Annotated in this window: 18 protein-coding genes, 1 tRNA gene and 2 pseudogenes; 9 read left to right on the top strand and 12 right to left on the bottom strand. The window is 55.7% G+C overall.

Going from position 1 to position 16841, the window contains the following annotated elements:
• Positions 1–2: 2 nt before the first annotated feature.
• The 6 genes from EQV93_RS16105 to EQV93_RS16080 are packed head-to-tail and all read left to right on the top strand — an operon-like array spanning position 3 to position 6434.
• Complete coding sequence (locus EQV93_RS16105; protein WP_240891912.1) at positions 3–1118, top strand: alginate O-acetyltransferase AlgX-related protein; 1116 nt, start codon at positions 3–5, stop codon at positions 1116–1118.
• Positions 1108–2688: an MBOAT family O-acyltransferase gene (locus EQV93_RS16100; protein WP_240891911.1), complete on the top strand. Its 1581-nt coding sequence runs from the start codon at positions 1108–1110 to the stop codon at positions 2686–2688. The genes EQV93_RS16105 and EQV93_RS16100 overlap by 11 nt, the downstream gene beginning before the upstream one ends.
• Before the next feature lie 25 nt (positions 2689–2713).
• Entirely contained in the window at positions 2714–3130 is a 417-nt protein-coding gene (locus EQV93_RS16095; protein WP_240891910.1) for a phosphopantetheine-binding protein, read from the top strand.
• A 36-nt stretch (positions 3131–3166) separates the two neighbouring features.
• On the top strand, positions 3167–4639 hold the full coding sequence (locus tag EQV93_RS16090; RefSeq protein ID WP_240891909.1) for an AMP-binding protein: 1473 nt from the start codon (positions 3167–3169) through the stop codon (positions 4637–4639).
• A complete protein-coding gene (locus EQV93_RS16085; protein ID WP_146387075.1) occupies positions 4636–5298 on the top strand; it encodes an alginate O-acetyltransferase AlgF in 663 nt (220 codons plus the stop codon). The genes EQV93_RS16090 and EQV93_RS16085 overlap by 4 nt, the downstream gene beginning before the upstream one ends.
• Before the next feature lie 8 nt (positions 5299–5306).
• Entirely contained in the window at positions 5307–6434 is a 1128-nt protein-coding gene (locus EQV93_RS16080; protein ID WP_146387073.1) for an acyl-CoA dehydrogenase family protein, read from the top strand.
• Positions 6435–6476: 42 nt separating this feature from the next.
• Here the strand turns inward: EQV93_RS16080 and EQV93_RS16075 are convergent, their stop codons facing one another.
• From EQV93_RS16075 to EQV93_RS16065, 3 genes are all read right to left on the bottom strand, one after another.
• A complete protein-coding gene (locus EQV93_RS16075; protein WP_122786124.1) occupies positions 6477–7487 on the bottom strand; it encodes a DUF4434 domain-containing protein in 1011 nt (336 codons plus the stop codon).
• 119 nt (positions 7488–7606) lie between these two features.
• Complete coding sequence (locus EQV93_RS16070) at positions 7607–8953, bottom strand: glutamine synthetase family protein (protein WP_240891963.1); 1347 nt, start codon at positions 8951–8953, stop codon at positions 7607–7609.
• 18 nt (positions 8954–8971) lie between these two features.
• Complete coding sequence (locus EQV93_RS16065; protein ID WP_146387071.1) at positions 8972–9526, bottom strand: helix-turn-helix domain-containing protein; 555 nt, start codon at positions 9524–9526, stop codon at positions 8972–8974.
• A 305-nt stretch (positions 9527–9831) separates the two neighbouring features.
• Between EQV93_RS16065 and EQV93_RS16060 the strand changes: the two genes are divergently transcribed.
• Together EQV93_RS16060 and EQV93_RS16055 are read left to right on the top strand one after the other, a co-directional pair.
• A tRNA-Gln gene (locus EQV93_RS16060) sits at positions 9832–9906 on the top strand.
• Between the two features lie 229 nt (positions 9907–10135).
• Positions 10136–11776: a GMC family oxidoreductase gene (locus EQV93_RS16055; protein WP_240891908.1), complete on the top strand. Its 1641-nt coding sequence runs from the start codon at positions 10136–10138 to the stop codon at positions 11774–11776.
• Positions 11777–11877: 101 nt separating this feature from the next.
• Here EQV93_RS16055 and EQV93_RS16050 read toward each other — a convergent pair whose 3' ends face one another.
• Both EQV93_RS16050 and EQV93_RS16045 read right to left on the bottom strand, forming a co-directional pair.
• Positions 11878–11988 carry a bacteriocin immunity protein gene (locus EQV93_RS16050; RefSeq protein ID WP_240891907.1) on the bottom strand — a complete coding sequence of 37 codons (111 nt, stop codon included), beginning with the start codon at positions 11986–11988 and terminating at the stop codon, positions 11878–11880.
• A 411-nt stretch (positions 11989–12399) separates the two neighbouring features.
• A complete protein-coding gene (locus tag EQV93_RS16045; RefSeq protein WP_240891906.1) occupies positions 12400–13053 on the bottom strand; it encodes a DsbA family oxidoreductase in 654 nt (217 codons plus the stop codon).
• Positions 13054–13166: 113 nt separating this feature from the next.
• Between EQV93_RS16045 and EQV93_RS16040 the strand changes: the two genes are divergently transcribed.
• Complete coding sequence (locus EQV93_RS16040) at positions 13167–13856, top strand: SOS response-associated peptidase family protein (RefSeq protein ID WP_240891905.1); 690 nt, start codon at positions 13167–13169, stop codon at positions 13854–13856.
• 67 nt (positions 13857–13923) lie between these two features.
• Here EQV93_RS16040 and EQV93_RS16035 read toward each other — a convergent pair whose 3' ends face one another.
• The 7 genes and pseudogenes from EQV93_RS16035 to EQV93_RS16010 form a co-directional block, all read right to left on the bottom strand.
• Positions 13924–14184 carry a hypothetical protein gene (locus EQV93_RS16035; RefSeq protein ID WP_167654291.1) on the bottom strand — a complete coding sequence of 87 codons (261 nt, stop codon included), beginning with the start codon at positions 14182–14184 and terminating at the stop codon, positions 13924–13926.
• Between the two features lie 58 nt (positions 14185–14242).
• A pseudogene (locus EQV93_RS16030) lies at positions 14243–14592 on the bottom strand (lysis protein); the annotation flags it as partial.
• Entirely contained in the window at positions 14586–15017 is a 432-nt protein-coding gene (locus EQV93_RS16025) for a tail assembly protein (protein WP_272492674.1), read from the bottom strand. The gene EQV93_RS16025 and the pseudogene EQV93_RS16030, both read right to left, overlap by 7 nt.
• A gap of 204 nt (positions 15018–15221) precedes the next feature.
• The gene (locus EQV93_RS16020) at positions 15222–15482 is read right to left on the bottom strand and encodes a bacteriocin immunity protein (RefSeq protein WP_146387048.1); all 261 of its coding nucleotides are present in this window, start codon (positions 15480–15482) and stop codon (positions 15222–15224) included.
• 2 nt (positions 15483–15484) lie between these two features.
• Positions 15485–15873, bottom strand: a pseudogene (locus EQV93_RS22545) (hypothetical protein).
• Positions 15818–16351: an S-type pyocin domain-containing protein gene (locus EQV93_RS16015; RefSeq protein WP_240891903.1), complete on the bottom strand. Its 534-nt coding sequence runs from the start codon at positions 16349–16351 to the stop codon at positions 15818–15820. Before EQV93_RS16015 ends, EQV93_RS22545 begins: the two are co-directional and overlap by 56 nt.
• Positions 16352–16502: 151 nt before the next feature.
• Positions 16503–16763: a bacteriocin immunity protein gene (locus EQV93_RS16010; RefSeq protein WP_240891902.1), complete on the bottom strand. Its 261-nt coding sequence runs from the start codon at positions 16761–16763 to the stop codon at positions 16503–16505.
• Positions 16764–16841: the final 78 nt, after the last annotated feature.

The raw sequence follows: 16841 nt of genomic DNA, 5'->3' as shown, positions 1-16841 counted from the left end.
CGATGGCCAATGAGCAGTTACCGGTCTCGCATCGCCGAAGTGGCGTCGCACTCATCGCCCTGCTGACAGTCGGGTTTGGAGTCGGCGTCTGGATGCTGTACCACGCCAAATTGGAGCCGGGGCAACTCAAACCTTCGGCCTGGGTCGATGGTTCGGCAGGCCAGGTATTGGGCCGCGTCATGAAATTTCCGCTGCAGGACGAGGCCGATACCATTACCTCCTCCGTGCGCTATCGACTGCTGGGCGACTTGGGCAGCCAAGTGGTTCAAGGGTGCCCGCAATGGCTGTATTACCGCGACGGCTTGCGCCCGCAAGCGGGTGTCACCGACGCGTATGAAGCACGTGTTCGGCTCATGCGGCACTGGATCAGCGACTTGAACCGTCAAGGCCTCAAAGTGCTGGTGGTGACCGTGCCCGACAAGTCGCGCATCCAGACCGAAGGCCTGTGCGGGCTGGAGCAAAGCCCGGTGATGCAAGCGCGCCTGCAACAGTGGCAGGACCTTCTGCAACAAGACGGCGTGCCCTATGCCGACCTGTATCCCGCGCTGGCGCAAGGCGAAGAACCGCGTTTTTTCCACACTGACGTGCATATGACAGCCGTCGGGGCGCAAGCCGCAGCCGAAGTGGTGGCCAAACAGGCGCTGCCCTTGCTGGGCAGCAAGGGCACCCAGACGTTTAAGGTATCCCCGCCAAGCCCTGCCGTTCCACGCATGGGTGACCTGATCACCCTGGCGGGCCTTGAGCATGCGGCGCCTGATTGGCGCCCACCCCTGGACAATGCCAGCCCGGTCAGCATCGAACCGGTGCGCAGCGGTGGCCTTCTGGACGAAACACCCGAAGTGCAAGTGCTGCTGGTGGGTAGCTCAAACGGGCGACGCAGTGAGTTTGGCGAACGTCTGAGCCAGCAGCTGGGCCAGCAAATCTGGAACCAAAGCATGGACGGCGGCCAATTCAGCGGCGCGTTACTGGCCTCCCTCAAAAAACGAGAGGCCTGGCCTGCCAGCCTTAAGCTGGTCATTTGGGAGTTTTCCGAAATGGCCCTTTCCCTGCCGCTAAGCGCCGAAGAACGCGCCGTGCTGGCCACTCTGCCAGCGCAACGGGACGACCATGCTCTTTAACTCATATCTGTTTTTATTCCTCTTTCTACCCGTCACGCTGACCGCCCACTACCTGTTCAGCGCCATCAGCCCGCGCCTGGCTGCTGTGTGGTTGTGCATCACCTCGCTGGTGTTCTATGGCTGGTGGAACCCGCAATTCGTGATGTTGCTGATGGGTTCGATCGCCTTCAACTACATCGTCAGCCTGTGCATTCTCAGCAGCGCAAACCGGCCACGACTGCAACTGGGGGTTACCACCTTTGGCGTGGCCACCAACATCGCATTGCTCTTCCACTACAAATACTTCGTAACCCTGGTGAACTTCGCCGGTGAGTTGGGTTTTGGCAGCGGGCGCATGGACGACATCATCCTGCCGCTGGGTATTTCATTTTTCACCTTTACTCAGATCGGCTTCTTGCTGGACTGCCGGGGCGGCATCGTCAAGGAGCGCAGCCTGCTCAGCTATGTGCTGTTCGTGACGTTTTTCCCGCACTTGATTGCCGGCCCCATCCTTCATCACAAAGAGATGATGCCGCAGTTCGCCAAACGTGAAACGTACCGCTTCCGCTTCGAGAACCTCAGCATTGGCGGCATGCTGTTTGTGATCGGCCTGGCCAAGAAGGTGCTGCTGGCCGACCCCATTGCGGGCTACGCTGACGCAGGCTTCGCGCAACCAGGCGAGTTGCAGTTCTGGTCAGCCTGGGGCACTGGGTTGGCCTATGCGCTGCAACTGTACTTCGACTTCTCCGGCTACTCGGACATGGCGCTGGGGCTGGCCAAGATGTTCGGCATCCGCTTCCCGCTCAACTTCAACTCGCCTTACAAGGCCAGCAGCATCATTGATTTCTGGGCACGCTGGCACATGACACTCACCCGCTACCTGACGGCCTATCTGTACTATCCAATGGCCATGATGGTGTCGCGTTTTCGCAGCAAGCACAATTTGCCGGTGGGCATAGAAGGCGTCTCAACATTAGGCGGCTTTTTCTCGACCATTGTGTGGCCTACCGCTTTCACCATGGGACTGGCTGGCATCTGGCATGGCGCAGGACTGCAATATGTGATTTTCGGGATGCTCCATGCCTTCTATCTGTCAGTCAATCATGCCTGGCGAATCTATGTCATCGGTCGTACTCCAGTAGCCGAACGCACGAGCAACTGGTTCAAAAAAGCGGGTTATGTGCTACTGACGTTTGCCATGGTCATCATCGCCCAAGCCTTCTTCCGCGCTGAAAATACGCAAGAGGCTGTGCACTTGGTTCAAGGTATGCTCGGGGTCCGCGGCTTCGACAGTTTGCCCCTTGTGCAGTACCCGGCAAATGTTGAGTGGGCGGACGCATGGCGTCTGTTTATAGGCCGTCATCTGGAAGTGTTTCATGTGCTGGCCTTGCTCTTCATCGTCTGGTGCTTACCCAACTCTCATCAAATCATGGGCACCTATTCACCGGCACTCTATAAACCGCATCCAGCCAGTCTGGCATTCCTGCGCTGGCAACCTACATTCAAATGGCTCGTGATTATGGCGCTGCTGCTAGTGCTTTGCCTGATGAATCTGCATAAAGAAGCGCGCTTCCTGTACTTCCAGTTTTAACCACTTACCAACGGAGCAACACGTCATGGCTAATAAAGGATTCTTTGAAAAATTACGCGAGATTTTTTTCGGCCAACCGAGCAAACCCGTCGCGCCACCGAAGCCTGTTGAGGCGGTAAAACCCACGCCAAAACCGCAAGAAGAGATAAAGCCAGTACCTGGTAAGCCAGTGGAAACTGCGCCCGTCACTCAAACCGAGACACCCCTCATTAAGGAACTGGAACAGATTATCTTCAACGTTATCCAGAAACAGGTAGAACCAGGCGATTTACTGGTTGAGTCCGGGCTCGTCGACTCCCTGAACGCAGTGGACATCGTGCTGGCCGTGCAACATAAATATGGCTGCAAAATTCCACCGACTGAAATCGAAGAGCATCTCGAATCGCTTGAAAGCTTGGCCGACTTTGTCAATAAGAACCGGACAAAAACCGCTACCGCTTAACAGCAACGGCGTTTTGTACACATTGGGGGGCTCTGTATGTACTTTGACTTTGATCGTTGTGAATTTGCCGACCTGGATCACTTCGTTGACAGGCCTGCCTTGAGCGATGCCGAGCGCCAAATCAGCTGGGCTCAACTTTCCGAGGCAACGCAGACCTGGCAGACGCGCGCCACAGCGGCCGGGGTAAAACCCGGATATGCGCTGGTGATCTCGGGGCATAAACAGATCGAATTCGTAGTCGCCATGCTCGGCTGCTTGCGCATGGGCGTGACGTATGTGCCCGTCGACAGTATCAACCCGCCGGAGCGCCTCAAGCGCATCATCGACCGTGTGGCGGCTGTGAAATGCTACAACGCAGCCCTGAACCGCTTCGAAGACGGGGCCGCTGAACCCTTGCCATTGGCAGAGCCGGGGCTGGCGTACATCATGTTCACCTCGGGCAGCACCGGCGAACCCAAGGGCGTGCAAATCGGCCGTGACAGCGTCGCGCTATTTGCCGGCTGGATCCGCGAGTGCCTGGCACTGGGCCCGCATCCGGTGTTTATGAACCAGATGCTGTTCAGCTTCGACTTTTCACTGTTCGACCTGTGTGGCGCGCTGGCCTTGGGCGGGTCATGCGTCCTTTGCCCGCGGGAAACCATTGCCGATCCTGTGGCCTTCGTGCGTTACCTAGCCGATAACGGTGTGCAAGTGTGGGCCTCAACACCGGCCTTTGTACGTCAGCAGTTCCTCAACGACGACTTCAATGAGGCCCATTTGCCTCAATTGAAGGCGTTTGTATTTGGTGCCGAGTCACTGTCACCGGCTATGGCCGAGCAACTGTGGGCACGCTTCCCAAGCGCGCGAATCATCAACTCATACGGCCCGACTGAAGCCACCTGCTCCACCACGTGGGTGGAAATTGAAAGGCCTCTCTCGGGCGCGCGCAACCCTTTGCCCATCGGCCGCGCCAAACCCTATGCCGAGGTGTTTCTCAACGACGGTGAGATCTGTGTCGCGGGCGACCACGTCATGCGTGGCTACTTTGGCCGCCCTGACCTGACCGAGCAAAGCCTGTTCCTGCACAACGGCAAACGTGCCTACCGCACGGGTGATATGGGTGAAATCGATGACCACGGGCTGGTCTACTTTCATGGCCGTCGGGATGATCAGATCAAACTCAATGGCTACCGGATTGAACTGGGTGAAGTGGACGCTGCGCTGACAGGGCTCAATGGCGTTCATGCAGCCGCCACTGTCGCTCTGCGTCGTCCAGATGGCACGCTGATACGCATGATTGGGTTCGTTTCCACACCCAAGACGCTCGAACCCGGGGTCATTGGACCATTGCCGCAATCATTGAGCGACTGGAAAGAGCAATTGGGCGCACGACTGCCGCCTTATATGATTCCGTCCGAACTGGTGGCGTGCGGGCAATTCCCCACCAGCGTGTCCGACAAAGTTGATCGCAAACGGCTTGAAGCCCTGTATCGAGAAGCCAATATGCGTCCCATCAAGGAGAAATCATGAAACCCCTCGCGCTGCGCGTCACCCTTGTGCTGGGCGCCTGCCTGGCTGGCCCGGCAATGGCTGCCGAAGGCGTATTGGCGCAGCTCTATGCGCCCAGCCCGCCCGCAGGCTCGGCCTTTGTGCGGGTGGTCAATCCGTCAGCCGACACTGTCAAGGTGCAAGTCAGCAATGGCACGGAACAAGCCATCGGGCCAGCACAACTGGCCAGCAACTACACCGTGGTCAAGGGCGATCAGAGCTTTGCCGTCAGCCTCAACGGCAAGCCGGCGGGCCAATTGAAAGTCGCACCCGACAGCTTCAACACGCTGGTACAACACAACGGCGAGTTCCAGATTCTGGATGACAGCAACGGTAACGAGGACGCCCTGAAAGCCGAACTGCGCTTTTATAATCTGGCCAGTGACTGCCCCAAAGGCAGCCTGAATGTGGCCGATGGCGGCCCCGTCTTGTTTGCCGATGTTGCCCCCTTGGCCACTGTTGCTCGCGGTATCAACCCAGTCAGTGCATCATTGAGTGCGGGCTGCGGTAACGTCACCTCCGAAAAACTACCGTTGCCTGCCCTCAAGCCCGGCGACCACTACAGCTTATTTTTGACCGGCAGCGCAGCAGCTCCTGTACTGCGCGGCCAACTCGCCATCACCGAAGGTTACGGAAAGTAGGACAACCGATGCGCACGATTTTTCGCGACGACCATTTAATGTTTCGCGAGCAGGTTCAACGCTTTATCAGTGAGCGCATCTTGCCGCGTTACCAACAATGGGAAAAAGACGGAATCACTCCGCGCTCGCTCTGGCAAGAAGCAGGCGAACACGGCTTGCTCAACTGTTCACTGCCCGAGCCTTACGGTGCAGGCGGTGACTTTGGCCACGCTGTGGTTGTGATAGAAGAGCTGGCGCGAGCCAATTGTCTGGGTATCGGCTTCTCGATCCATTCAGACATGGTCGCGCCTTATCTGGAGCGACTCGGCACCCAGGCCCAGAAAGACCGCTGGCTCCCTTCCATGGCCCGAGGCGAGGTGATCGGCGCTATCGCCATGACCGAGCCCGACGCCGGCAGCGACGTCAAGGCCATTCGCACCCGCGCCATTCGCGACGGCGATGAATTCATCATCAGTGGGCAAAAAACCTGGATCACCAATGGCGTCAATGCAGGGCTGGTGATTGTGCTCGCCAGCACCGATCCCGACTTGGGTGCCCGCGGGTTGTCGTTCTTTTGCGTGGAAGAAGGCCTGGCCGGTTTCAGCAAAGGCCCGGCCATGCTCAAGATTGGCCAGCATGCGCAAGACACCTGTGAACTGTTCTTCGATCAGGTGCGCGTACCGGCAGACTGCCTGCTGGGCGAACTTAATGCCGGTTTCGAATACATGGGCCATGAAATGGCCCGCGAACGCCTGGCCATCGCCTTGCGCGCAGCGGCATCGGCCGAAGGCATGCTCGAAGAGACGAAGCGCTACACCCGTGAGCGCAAAGTGTTCGGTAAGCGGGTGATTGACTACCAGAACAATCGCTTTGTGCTGTCCGACGCCAAATCGCGCCTGACCATGCTGCGCGTGTTTCTCGATGACTGCGCACTGCAATTGATACAAGGCACCCTCGATCCGGTGACGGCCGCAATGGCCAAGCTCAACGCGACCGAGATTCAGGGCCAGATTCTCGATGACCTGTTGCAGCTGCATGGCGGCTACGGCTACAGCGCCGAGTACGGCATTGGCCGTGCCTGGGCAGATGCACGGGCGCTGCGAATTCTGGGAGGAAGCAGCGAAATCATGCGCGAAATTATTGGCCGCTCGTTGTAAACATCAGGCGTGTGGCCCGTCAGTCCGGGCCGCACGCAAGGCTCAGAACCAGCCGTTGAGCAGCTTGTCCTTCAGGGCCTTGGCGTACTCATCATCTGCCGTCACCCAAGGCTCGATAGCAAAAGCCACGATGCTCTGTGCCCCGGTGCCCTTGGCCCACGCAAACTGACGCTTGACCCGAGAATAATCGGCCGAACGCGCTGTAAATTCGGAGAATTTGCTGCGCTCGGAAGGTAATTGCTCGAACAACTCGACAATCACATCAAACGGCACGTGCTGCTCACGCAAATAAGCGATCAGCGGATTCACCCCGTCGAGGTTGTCCCAGCCTGCCACGCCTACCCCGTCCTGCACCATGACGCGCAATTTGGTGCGCTTGAGCAGGGAATGCCATAGTTGCAACAAGGAGCCCTCGGTTTCCAACACGCTGAAGTACGTAGAAATGGACGGCACACCCTGACAGGCCTTTTGCGAGACCTGCGACAGTGCCATCAACCAGTTGCCCAGCAACTCCTGGCGCGCCGGGCTGACCCAGCTGTATTGCTCGATCTCATAGGGAATGTACCAACCGCTGAATTGCGGATGCATGGGCCACGGCGAGTCGCGCATGTAAGCACTGGCGGCCTGGAGCGAGTTATTGAACCAGGTCGGCAGCGCCTGCTCATCGCCTGAGGCCATGGCCGCCCACCAGCCATTGTCATAAGGCAGGCCTATGCGCACGTGCAAGCCATATTCTGCACACGCATCCAGCAGGGCCCGCATGCTGGCGTCAGACAGCATCCAGTCGCCACCTTCAACCCCGGAGCCGGTCTGGCCAACCCATTGCAAGACCAATTCGGAACATCCGACTTCCTTGAGGAACGCCATGCGCTGGCGCCACTCTTCGGGGGGCAGATCCAGATGGCTTTTCCAGAGCTGGAGGAATGTCGATCGAAATTCCGGCTTGGGCGAGCAGCCGGCCAAAGGCCCCAAAAGCGCCAGAACCGGCGCTGAGATGGCCAGCTTCAGCAGCAGACGCCTTTGACTACAGGGGGCTTGCGGTAAATTTCGCATTGCACGCTCATCACTAAGGCCAGTTCGACCTCTCACAACGTATAAGAGGGCCAATTTTCGAAGCGTAGCGCAGAAATTCAAGGCTGCCTGAAAAATGCATATAAATATTCAGACCAATCTCACAAAAACCAACGATATTCCCTGACACTGATGTCCTGCATGAACGCCAGATGATCCTGTCGCTTGTTCTCGCAGTACACCTCGACAAACTCTGCACCCAAGCCTTCTCGCAACGCCGGCTGGCCTTGCATGGCGCGCACCCCTTCGAGCATTTCAAGGGGAAAGACAATGCCGCTGCTGCGATCCTCATTGAGTGAGGCAATTGGCTCCTGGCCTGCCGCCAGGCCCTGTTCAAGCCCCACCAAAATCGCTGCCAGCACCAGATAAGGATTGGCATCGGCGCCTGCCAGACGGTGCTCGATGCGCAGGTTTTTGTCATCCGACTCTGGAATCCGCAGGCAGGCATCGCGATCTTCATAGCCCCAACTGGCCTGATTGGCGACATTGGTGTTACCACCAAAACGGCGCAAGGCATTCAGATTAGGCGCGAATATCGGCATGCACGCGGGCAGCAGTTGCAGGCACCCCGCGACTGCATGGCGCAGGGGACGATGCTGATCTGACGCCAACAGGTTGTTGCCCGCCTTGTCGTACAGACTGACATGAACATGCATGCCACTACCCGGATACTGCATATAAGGCTTGGCCATGAAACTGGCGCGTAAACCGTGCTTGAGAGCAACGCCCCGCGTGCTGCGGCAAAACAGCGCCGCCCAATCTGCGGCACGTAAACCATCGTCGAGATGTCCGAAATTGATTTCAAACTGACCCGGCCCCAACTCGGCCGTGATCACAGTGGCATCAACACCTTGAGCCCGCGCCGCGCTCACCATGTCATCGAGCACCGGTGAAAAGCGCGACAACCGTTCGATGTGCATGTTGGGCTGATCGTCGGCGTCTCCGGTCAGAGCGTCTCGCGGGAACTGTGGCAAGCCATCACGCAACTGTTTATCGAACAGATAGAACTCAAGCTCGAACGCCACCACCGGGTGAATGCCTTTACTCGCCAACCGATCAAGCACTCGGGCCAACACCTCGCGCGGCTCAAACTCAATAGGTTTTTCGGTGCCGTCGGAGGTAATCAGCATCTGGCCCAAGGGCTGCGCCTCCCACGTCACCGGTTTGAGCGTGCCGGGCACCAGACGCCGAACCGCGTCGGGGTCACCATCGTTAAAACAGTAATCGCCAATATTGAACAACCCGCCCTGCGTGCCCAGCAGCACGCAATTCTGCGGCAGCTTGAGAACGCTGCCCGCAGCCACTTTTTCGAGCATGTCCACCGGGTAACGCTTGCCGTAAAAATGCCCCGGAATATCCAGGCAAATAAGGTCGACATAACGAACATCGGGGTAATGCTGGCGAAAAGCACGCACCTCGGCCAGCAGATCAGAGCACGCAGCATCCATCATGGTTGTTTCTTCCTGTCAGGTGTAAACCCAAAGCACGCGTGTCACATGCTCGGTCAGATTGGCGTAACGGCAGCGGGTATGACTGTCAAATTGAAAACTGTCCCCGATGTTCAACGTGACCGGGTCCCCCTCGTCCAGCCACAGCGTTAGTTGACCCTCGATGACGTAACCGCCCTGCTCCGAACTGTCCGTCATCGGTCGCTCACCACTGTTGGCTCCAGCTTGCAGAATGCTTTCGAGCATGGAGAACGCGGCGCCCATTTTCGGCGACACCAAAATGTCAGTAATGCCGTTGGCGAAAAACAGCGTGCGGCGCTCATCGGGGCGCGTCACCCAAGGCAACTGTTTAGGCTTTGGCTGGCGATAAAAATAGGTGGTTGGCACACCCAGGGTTTCACTGATAGCCGTCAGGTCAGCCACCGTCGGCTGCGACAAACCACGCTCAACTTGCGACAAGAACCCCACCGACCGGCCCATTTTGTCTGCCAACTGCTTGAGCGTGAATTTCTTGTGTTTACGCAAGTCGTGGATAAGGATCGCCAGCGCAGCTATTTCCTCATGCTCGCTCATGACGGCTCCCGGGGGATTTCTGGGCAAATGAAAGACACTTGAGCAAACGCATGAAATTACTACCGATAAATTTCATGAAAATTTACATCCTAATTTTCACGACAGCAAGCGTCCTTTTCGGGGAAATGGACTTCAATACCCGGGCATTTAGACTAAGCAGCTGTTTTTATGAGATTTTTTTCAAAAAAAGCTTTGCAGAATCGTAAAACGTTGGTAAATTGCCGCCCACTCTTAGAGAGAGCCAAACAAGCCTTCTCAAGAGCGCAACATGTCACTCGAGTGCCAGCACTCACTGCAACAGATACAGGGGCGTCGCCAAGCGGTAAGGCAGCAGGTTTTGATCCTGCCATGCGTTGGTTCAAATCCAGCCGCCCCTGCCATTTTCCAGAAACATCCTCGCATCCCCCAAGACCCGCACTTGAATCTTCAACGATTCTGCATGCGGGCTTTCGTGTGTCCGCCTATTACCTTCCTCCTTCGCCCTTCACCCTTGCTCAAGCCCAAATAGTCCGTACGAGGTAAGTCGCGAGCCGGCACCTGTGAAAGGATCAAAAGATTCGCGCCTCGCTCACACAGGCCCGCCTCTCAACACACGCAAGGGAATTACCGTTGACCGACACCTTTGACTACATCGTGGTGGGCTCCGGCTCGGCGGGAGGCACTTTGGCCGCACGCCTGAGCGAAGACGGACGCTACCGCATACTGGTGCTGGAAGCAGGCGGCAGTCATAAGCGCTTTCTAGTCAATATGCCCGCGGGATGGGGAGCGATGACCTACAGCCCAACGTTTTCCTGGATGCACACCACCGAACCGGAAAAATACGCGGGCGGGCGCCGCATGATGATGCCCAGAGGCAAAGTGGTCGGCGGCTCTTCGTCCATCAACGGCATGATCTATATCCGCGGGCACGCGCAGGATTACGAAGACTGGGTGACCGCAGGCGCCACTGGCTGGAGCTGGCCAGAACTGCTGCCCCATTTTGTGCGCACCGAAGATCAACAGCACATCCGCAACGCCTGGCATGGACAAGGCGGCCCGCTGGCGGCCAGCGATCCGCCGCACGTGCACCCGGTATCACACGCCATGCTTGCAGCGGCAGTACAAGCAGGCCTGCAACCGGTAAACGACTTCAACGACGGCAAAGCCCAAGGCGCGGGCTTCTTTCAAGTCAATTTACGCGAGGGTCGACGCTCCTCCATTGCCAGCAACGCCATCGAACCCGCCTTGCGCCGCGCCAATTTAAAGCTGGTGACCCGGGCGATGGTGCAACGCATTGTGTTTGAGGGCCGCCGCGCCACTGGCGTGGAATACACCCTGCCCGACGGCAGCCTGCAGCAGGTCAAGGCGAGCCGCGAAGTGCTGCTGTGCGCCGGAGCGTTACAGTCCCCCCAATTGTTGATGGTGTCGGGCATCGGCCCCGCTTCACAGCTGGAAGCACTGGGCATTGAAGTCATCGCGGATTTGCCCGGCGTGGGTGAAAACCTCCAAGACCACGTCAGCGCCCCTCTGTGCTGGAAGCTCAAAGCAGGCGTGCGAGGCATGAACCATACCTTTCGCGGCCTTCACCTGGCCGCATCGGTATTTCAGTACCTGACCCGCAGAACGGGCCCCATGATGAGTGCGCCCGCGCAATTTGGCTGCTACCTCAAAAGCACCCCCGACCTGGCCTATAACGATATTCAAGTGTTCGGACTGCCCATGACCGGAGAACCCGACACTGACAGCAAAAAGCCACCACAGCCTGACACCTTCGACGGCATGACCCTGGGCCCCTTGCAAGGCCGCCCCTTCTCACGCGGCCACGTCCGGCTCAAAAGCCGTGACATGAACCAGCACCCGGCAATCACCATGAACTACCTGCACGACGCTCGGGATCGCAGCGCACTGCTCTGGTCGTTTCGCTGGCTACGAGACATGGCGCAACAGCCGGCGATGGCAAGCATCATTGATGCCGAAGTAAGACCCGGCCCTCAGGTACAAAGCGACGAGCAGTGGCTGACCTGGATGCAACCGTTGCTTACAACCGCTTACCACCCGGTGGGCACCTGCCGCATGGGCCGCGCCGACGACCCTATGGCCGTCTGCACGCCAGACCTGCGTGTTCGCGGGATTGAAGGCTTGCGCGTGATCGACGCGTCCGTCATGCCCAACCTGATCTGTGGCAACACCAATGCCACCACCGTGGTCATCGGCGACAAGGGCGCCGACCTTGTACTGGGCCGTAGCCCGTTGGCACCGTTGCACCTCTGAAAATCGTTTACTTCCGCCCACGGGGTTGCTTGCCCAAGTTTGAAAAAATTTGAGCACGCAACGAAGTGGGATTAATGGGAAAGCGTTGGCTTTGGAAATATTTAAATCTGTGATTTGAAACCGGGCAAGCCTGTGGATTCGCCCCACTTCTTGACTGTTGCAGTCACTCCTTGCGTCGAGGTATCGACGCCAGGTTCAGGGTGGTAAACCAAATGTGTTCCACCCAGCAACAAAAAAGGGCCCGCCTATCGGTGAGCCCTTCAATACCGCCCAGCAGAGCGGATTTTGTTTGGTAGGCGCGATTGGACTCGAACCAACGACCTCCACGATGTCAAGGCGATCATTTGCGGTCGCTAAGCATATGATTTATATAGGTTTTTTTTCGATTCGATCACTATCTGAAATCGCTGAATCAGTCTATATAAATCAATAATTTAGGGTTGTATTTTCATACAGTAGCCAGGCTCAAACTCTGGGGTATCACAACTGCCGGCCAGAGGCAGATTTGCAGTCAGACCGGTAAATCTAAGGAGGCCGTGGTTTGCCCTTCTTCCGATCTGAGGATCTAACAACTCACCTTTTATTTTTAGAAAAACGTTCAGTGGACGGCCACCCCAACAGTATCAGGATGAGGGGGGTCGACAACCGTCAATGTCGCACACGATCCCGTCTACTGAAGACACCTGTTCGCGGGCTTGCTGTTCAGCCCAGATCTCTCTAATAGCCGTGAGTAGATTGCTCTTTGGCTGTGCACCCACAAAATTGTGCTGACCATCAATTACCATGTGTGGCACAGATCTAATTCCCATCTCGTGGGCGCGATGCTCATCCGCTCGAACATCCTCTGCAAAGCTATCCGATGCCAGCATTGCTTGCGTCTCGGCACGATCCAGTCCCATTTCAGCGGCAATCTCAATCAATACACCATGGTCCGCAAGGGGAAGATTCTGGGTAAAGTAGGCGTTAAACAGCCTTTCGTTCATCTCCAAACCCTTACCATGCCGGGACGCGAATTTGGTCAGTCGGTGAGCATCAAAGGTATTGGTGTATCGAACACTGTCATAACGCATATCCAAATCGACACGCGCTCCCATTGCAACGATATGGTCGATCATTTCCTGCGCTTGGCCCCTGCTTTTTCCATACTTATGCTCGATTCGACCGAACGTAGTCGTTGTAGCCTCTTTGGCGGCGCTGGGGTCCAATTCGAAAGCTCTGTAAACGACTTCCAAGCTATCAGCGTGCTCGAACTCCCTTTTGTTTAACTGTATGTGCATACAGTTAACTGCGTAGGAGATTTCCGGTCAATTCTTCTGTCAGAGATTTCGACGAAGGGATGCTGATGCGGGCTAAGCTTCGAGCAGTGCTCTGTCGCCAAGAGGTCATCAAAATGTGCGGGAGATTTGTACAGTACCAGGGCGTTGCGGATTATTTGAAGGTGCTGGGCACCGACAGATTGGTCGTCAGCGGTTATGACAATCAACCCATCGCCCGCTACAACGTCGCGCCCAGTACTCGAGTGGATATCCTCCATAACCAACAGGACGACTTACGGATTGATCCAGTGCGTTGGGGCTGGGCGCCCTTCTGGGCCAAAGGCAAAAGACCAGATCCGATCAATGCACGAGTCGAGACTGTCACGACCGGCAAGTTCTTCAAACAGCTTTGGCCAAACAACCGCGCTTTAGTCATGGCTGACGGTTGGTATGAGTGGATCAAGGATCCTGACGACCCAAAAAAGAAACAACCGTTCTTCATTCGCCTCAAGAGCCAAGCGCCCATGTTCTTTGCGGCATTGGCCGAGGTGCACCCCGGCTTAGAGCCGCATGAGGGTGATGGCTTCGTGATTATCACTGCTGCCAGTGATCAAGGGATGGTTGATATTCATGATCGACGGCCCGTGGTTCTGGCAGCCGAGCATGCCCGCGAATGGCTTGATCAGTCGCTTGAGCGTGAACGAGCTGAAGAGTTGGCGCTGGAATTCAGCCAACCTACAGAAGACTTTGAATGGTACCCGGTGGGTAAAGCCGTGGGAAATGTCAAAAACCAAGGCCCAGAGCTAATTCATCCAGTGAAATAAAACCGCTCAGAAGTTTGATGAGACTAGAGCGCTTATTAGTTTGGCTCACTCCCAAGATCGTTCCGACTTACTTCCCTAGCTGAACACGGCAGTTCACATAAGCATCACTACCCGGGGTCGCACCGTATGAACGGCATTTAGCATCATCCATATAATCTTTCTCAGCCTTGGCCTCAGACAAATTCTTCAAGCTTTGCTGGCGTATTTCATAACCTTTAGTTCCAGGAAGGCAGTCATCCCAAGCAATTAAACCAGTTGCACAATCCAGTGGATGGTTTGCGCATCCAGCAATCAAGATCAGCATCAAAGACCATAAGACTGTTTTCATAATATGCCCTCCCCGGCCTGCGGGCATATTGCCATCTTACGGCAGAAAGCGCGCTGCATCATTGGCTGACTGTCCTTGCATAAGCTTGGCACGCACTCAAAGCGATCAGTCCTTGATCAGCTTTACTGGTGATTCCGATAATTCGTTGAGCATGCGCTGGGTCAAGTTGGGCTCTGGTGGCTCCATGAACCACGCAGCCGGTGCCGGAGGCGGTTTGCATTCCGTCACTACCATGTGTGGCGGGGGTATCGAGTAGGAATGACAACCGCAGGTCAGCAGTAACAAGGCGATCACGCAACGGGCTTGATTGGTTTTTGCATCGCTGAGCACTCGGTAATGGGCTTTGTCGCTGGCTGCCAGCCATTGCTCCAGTGCAAAGCGTTTGTTCTGCTCAGCAAGGATCAGCGCCCGTAACAGGCTTTGTTGCCTGAGTCTTCTTGCCCCAACAGCCCGGCGGGTGACGGCGAAAGCAGGGTCGCCACCCCGCCAATGGCCAAGCCCGCCCCCGCTGCGACGAGGTAGTACTGCTGGTTGATAGCGCCCACCACGATCAGCGCAATGCCGGCGATGGTTTGAAACAGTCCGGCTTTACGGCCCATGACGATGGGCGCGATGCGGATCGGTTCGGCGCGTCCTGAGCGCATGTCCATTTCATCCACGGACAGGTACTGTTTGCCCCGGAACACAGCAAAGGTCAGGCCGCGTTCTTCCGACAGGCGCAGGAAGCGCTTGAAGCCGGGGATCGAGACGCACAGGGCATGAATAGCCTCGGCGCAGGAATGCACCGCCAGCCGGTGTTCGCGGCCAAAGCGGGCGCCCAGCACACCGTACAGAATGATCTGAACGACTAAGGGCTGGCAGCCGATGAATACTGTTCGAGCTGGTATTAACCCTTCTCAGGTACAGGCAGAAAACTAAATGCATTGATCATGTGATTAGCTTTTCTATTGGTCACAGCGTTGCTTGTCCAAGTCTAAAATCAACTTGTACGAGCAGCACTGTAGGATTTGCGGGGGAAATACAGGGTAGGTAAATTCTTAGAATCGTGGTTTAAAACCGGGTAAACCGTTGGCTTCGCACCAGATTTTTATAGTTTTTGTGATGCCTTGTGCTGAGTCATCCGCACCGGGCTTAGAATAAAAAATCAAATCTGTCCCACCTATATCACCTACAAGAAAATCAAAGTGAGACATCAATTCATCTTGATAGTTATCGGTACCAATATCGTCAATTATTTCCTGAACAAACTGTTCGAACTGACGCTCAGTGTAGTCGCTCAACGCTTTTTTAAGTTCCATGATTACTCTTGCTCATGAAGCGCTATGTGATTTTTAGGGGTATTTACACGAATATTATCGACGTCATAAACGCCCCCACCATCGACTATTCGCGTTAAATTATGAAACTCATAACGATGTTTTTTCCCGCTTTGTCGGAAAATTTTACCGTTGGAGCCTTTCCTTTCTGTGCCTTCTCAAGAACGCGAACAGTGAACTGATCTGCAAGTTCAGGAGCCCTCGAAACCTCCTTCCAAAACGCACGCCTAAATGAATCAAACCTGCTGTACGTCCTGCCCCTAAGTACATCGACCAATGCCGTAGGAAGAGGTGCACCCATGCCGCTGCTGGCATGATCAAGCCACACTCCCCAAAGATCCTCGCCCGTTCCTGATACCCCCCCCCGGTGCATAGCGCAGGTTCAGTGAAAGATAGATCGGAGCTATCTGCGGGTGGGTCGGAAACCAGATGATAAAATCCTGATATTCCGGTGGATGCTCTGGATTATCCAGAATCCTGTCAGCTTGCTCGGTCGCCGGAAATACCCATGCACCAGGCTTTAGTGCCGGCGATGGTTTGAAACAGTCCGGCTTTACGGCCCATAACGAGGGCGCGATGCGGATCGGTTCGGCGCGTCCTGAGCGCATGTCCATTTCATCCACGGACAGGTTCTGTTTGCCCCGGAACACAGCAAAGGTCAGGCCGCGTTCATCCGACAGGCGCAGGAAGCGTTTAAAGCCGGGGATCGAGACGCACTGTGCATGAATGGCTTCGGCACAGGAATGCACTGCCAGCCGGTGTTCACGACCAAAACGGGCGCCCAACACACCGTACAGAATGATCTGAACGACTAAGGGCTGGCAGCCGATGAATACTGTTCGAGCTGGCATTAACCCTCCTCAGGTACAGGCAGAAAACTAAATGCATTGATCATGTGATTAGCTTTTCTATTGACCGCAGCGTTGCCTGTCCAAGTCTAAAATCAACTTGAACAAGCAGCACTGAAGGATTTGCGGGGGGGATTATTGGATAGGTAGATTCTTAGAATCGTGGTTTAAAACCGGGCAAACCGTTGGCTTCGCACCACTTCTTGACTGTTTCTGTAACTCCTTGCGCCGATGTATCGGCTCCGGGTTTAGGGTAATAAATCAAGTCTGTCCCACCAAGTTCTCCTACAAGAGAATCAAACTGTGTGATCAGTTCATCCTGATAATGATCAGTGCCAAGGTTGTCTTTTAATTCTTGGACAAGTTTTTTAAAATCAAACTCAGTGTAATCGCCCAGCGACTTTTTAACTTCCACATTCAATCTCCTGAATGAAGTCTTACGTGATACCCTCCTCAGGTACGGCAGAAAACTAAATGCATTGATCATGTGATT

It is taken from the genome of Pseudomonas sp. TMW22091, from assembly GCF_022496705.1.
Classification (GTDB): Bacteria; Pseudomonadota; Gammaproteobacteria; order Pseudomonadales; family Pseudomonadaceae; genus Aquipseudomonas; species Aquipseudomonas saxonica.
This window is presented reverse-complemented; position numbering and strand designations above follow the sequence as displayed.

What these genes read in the sequence shown, in the direction of transcription:
- EQV93_RS16105 (WP_240891912.1), top strand. Translation starts at nt 3, where the DNA reads ATGGCCAATGAGCAGTTACCGGTCTCGCATCGCCGAAGTGGCGTCGCA.
- EQV93_RS16100 (WP_240891911.1), top strand. Translation starts at nt 1,108, where the DNA reads ATGCTCTTTAACTCATATCTGTTTTTATTCCTCTTTCTACCCGTCACG.
- EQV93_RS16095 (WP_240891910.1), top strand. Translation starts at nt 2,714, where the DNA reads ATGGCTAATAAAGGATTCTTTGAAAAATTACGCGAGATTTTTTTCGGC.
- EQV93_RS16090 (WP_240891909.1), top strand. Translation starts at nt 3,167, where the DNA reads ATGTACTTTGACTTTGATCGTTGTGAATTTGCCGACCTGGATCACTTC.
- EQV93_RS16085 (WP_146387075.1), top strand. Translation starts at nt 4,636, where the DNA reads ATGAAACCCCTCGCGCTGCGCGTCACCCTTGTGCTGGGCGCCTGCCTG.
- EQV93_RS16080 (WP_146387073.1), top strand. Translation starts at nt 5,307, where the DNA reads ATGCGCACGATTTTTCGCGACGACCATTTAATGTTTCGCGAGCAGGTT.
- EQV93_RS16075 (WP_122786124.1), bottom strand. Translation starts at nt 7,487, where the DNA reads ATGCGAAATTTACCGCAAGCCCCCTGTAGTCAAAGGCGTCTGCTGCTG.
- EQV93_RS16070 (WP_240891963.1), bottom strand. Translation starts at nt 8,953, where the DNA reads ATGGATGCTGCGTGCTCTGATCTGCTGGCCGAGGTGCGTGCTTTTCGC.
- EQV93_RS16065 (WP_146387071.1), bottom strand. Translation starts at nt 9,526, where the DNA reads ATGAGCGAGCATGAGGAAATAGCTGCGCTGGCGATCCTTATCCACGAC.
- EQV93_RS16045 (WP_240891906.1), bottom strand. Translation starts at nt 13,053, where the DNA reads ATGCACATACAGTTAAACAAAAGGGAGTTCGAGCACGCTGATAGCTTG.
- EQV93_RS16040 (WP_240891905.1), top strand. Translation starts at nt 13,167, where the DNA reads ATGTGCGGGAGATTTGTACAGTACCAGGGCGTTGCGGATTATTTGAAG.
- EQV93_RS16035 (WP_167654291.1), bottom strand. Translation starts at nt 14,184, where the DNA reads ATGAAAACAGTCTTATGGTCTTTGATGCTGATCTTGATTGCTGGATGC.
- EQV93_RS16020 (WP_146387048.1), bottom strand. Translation starts at nt 15,482, where the DNA reads ATGGAACTTAAAAAAGCGTTGAGCGACTACACTGAGCGTCAGTTCGAA.
- EQV93_RS16015 (WP_240891903.1), bottom strand. Translation starts at nt 16,351, where the DNA reads ATGCCAGCTCGAACAGTATTCATCGGCTGCCAGCCCTTAGTCGTTCAG.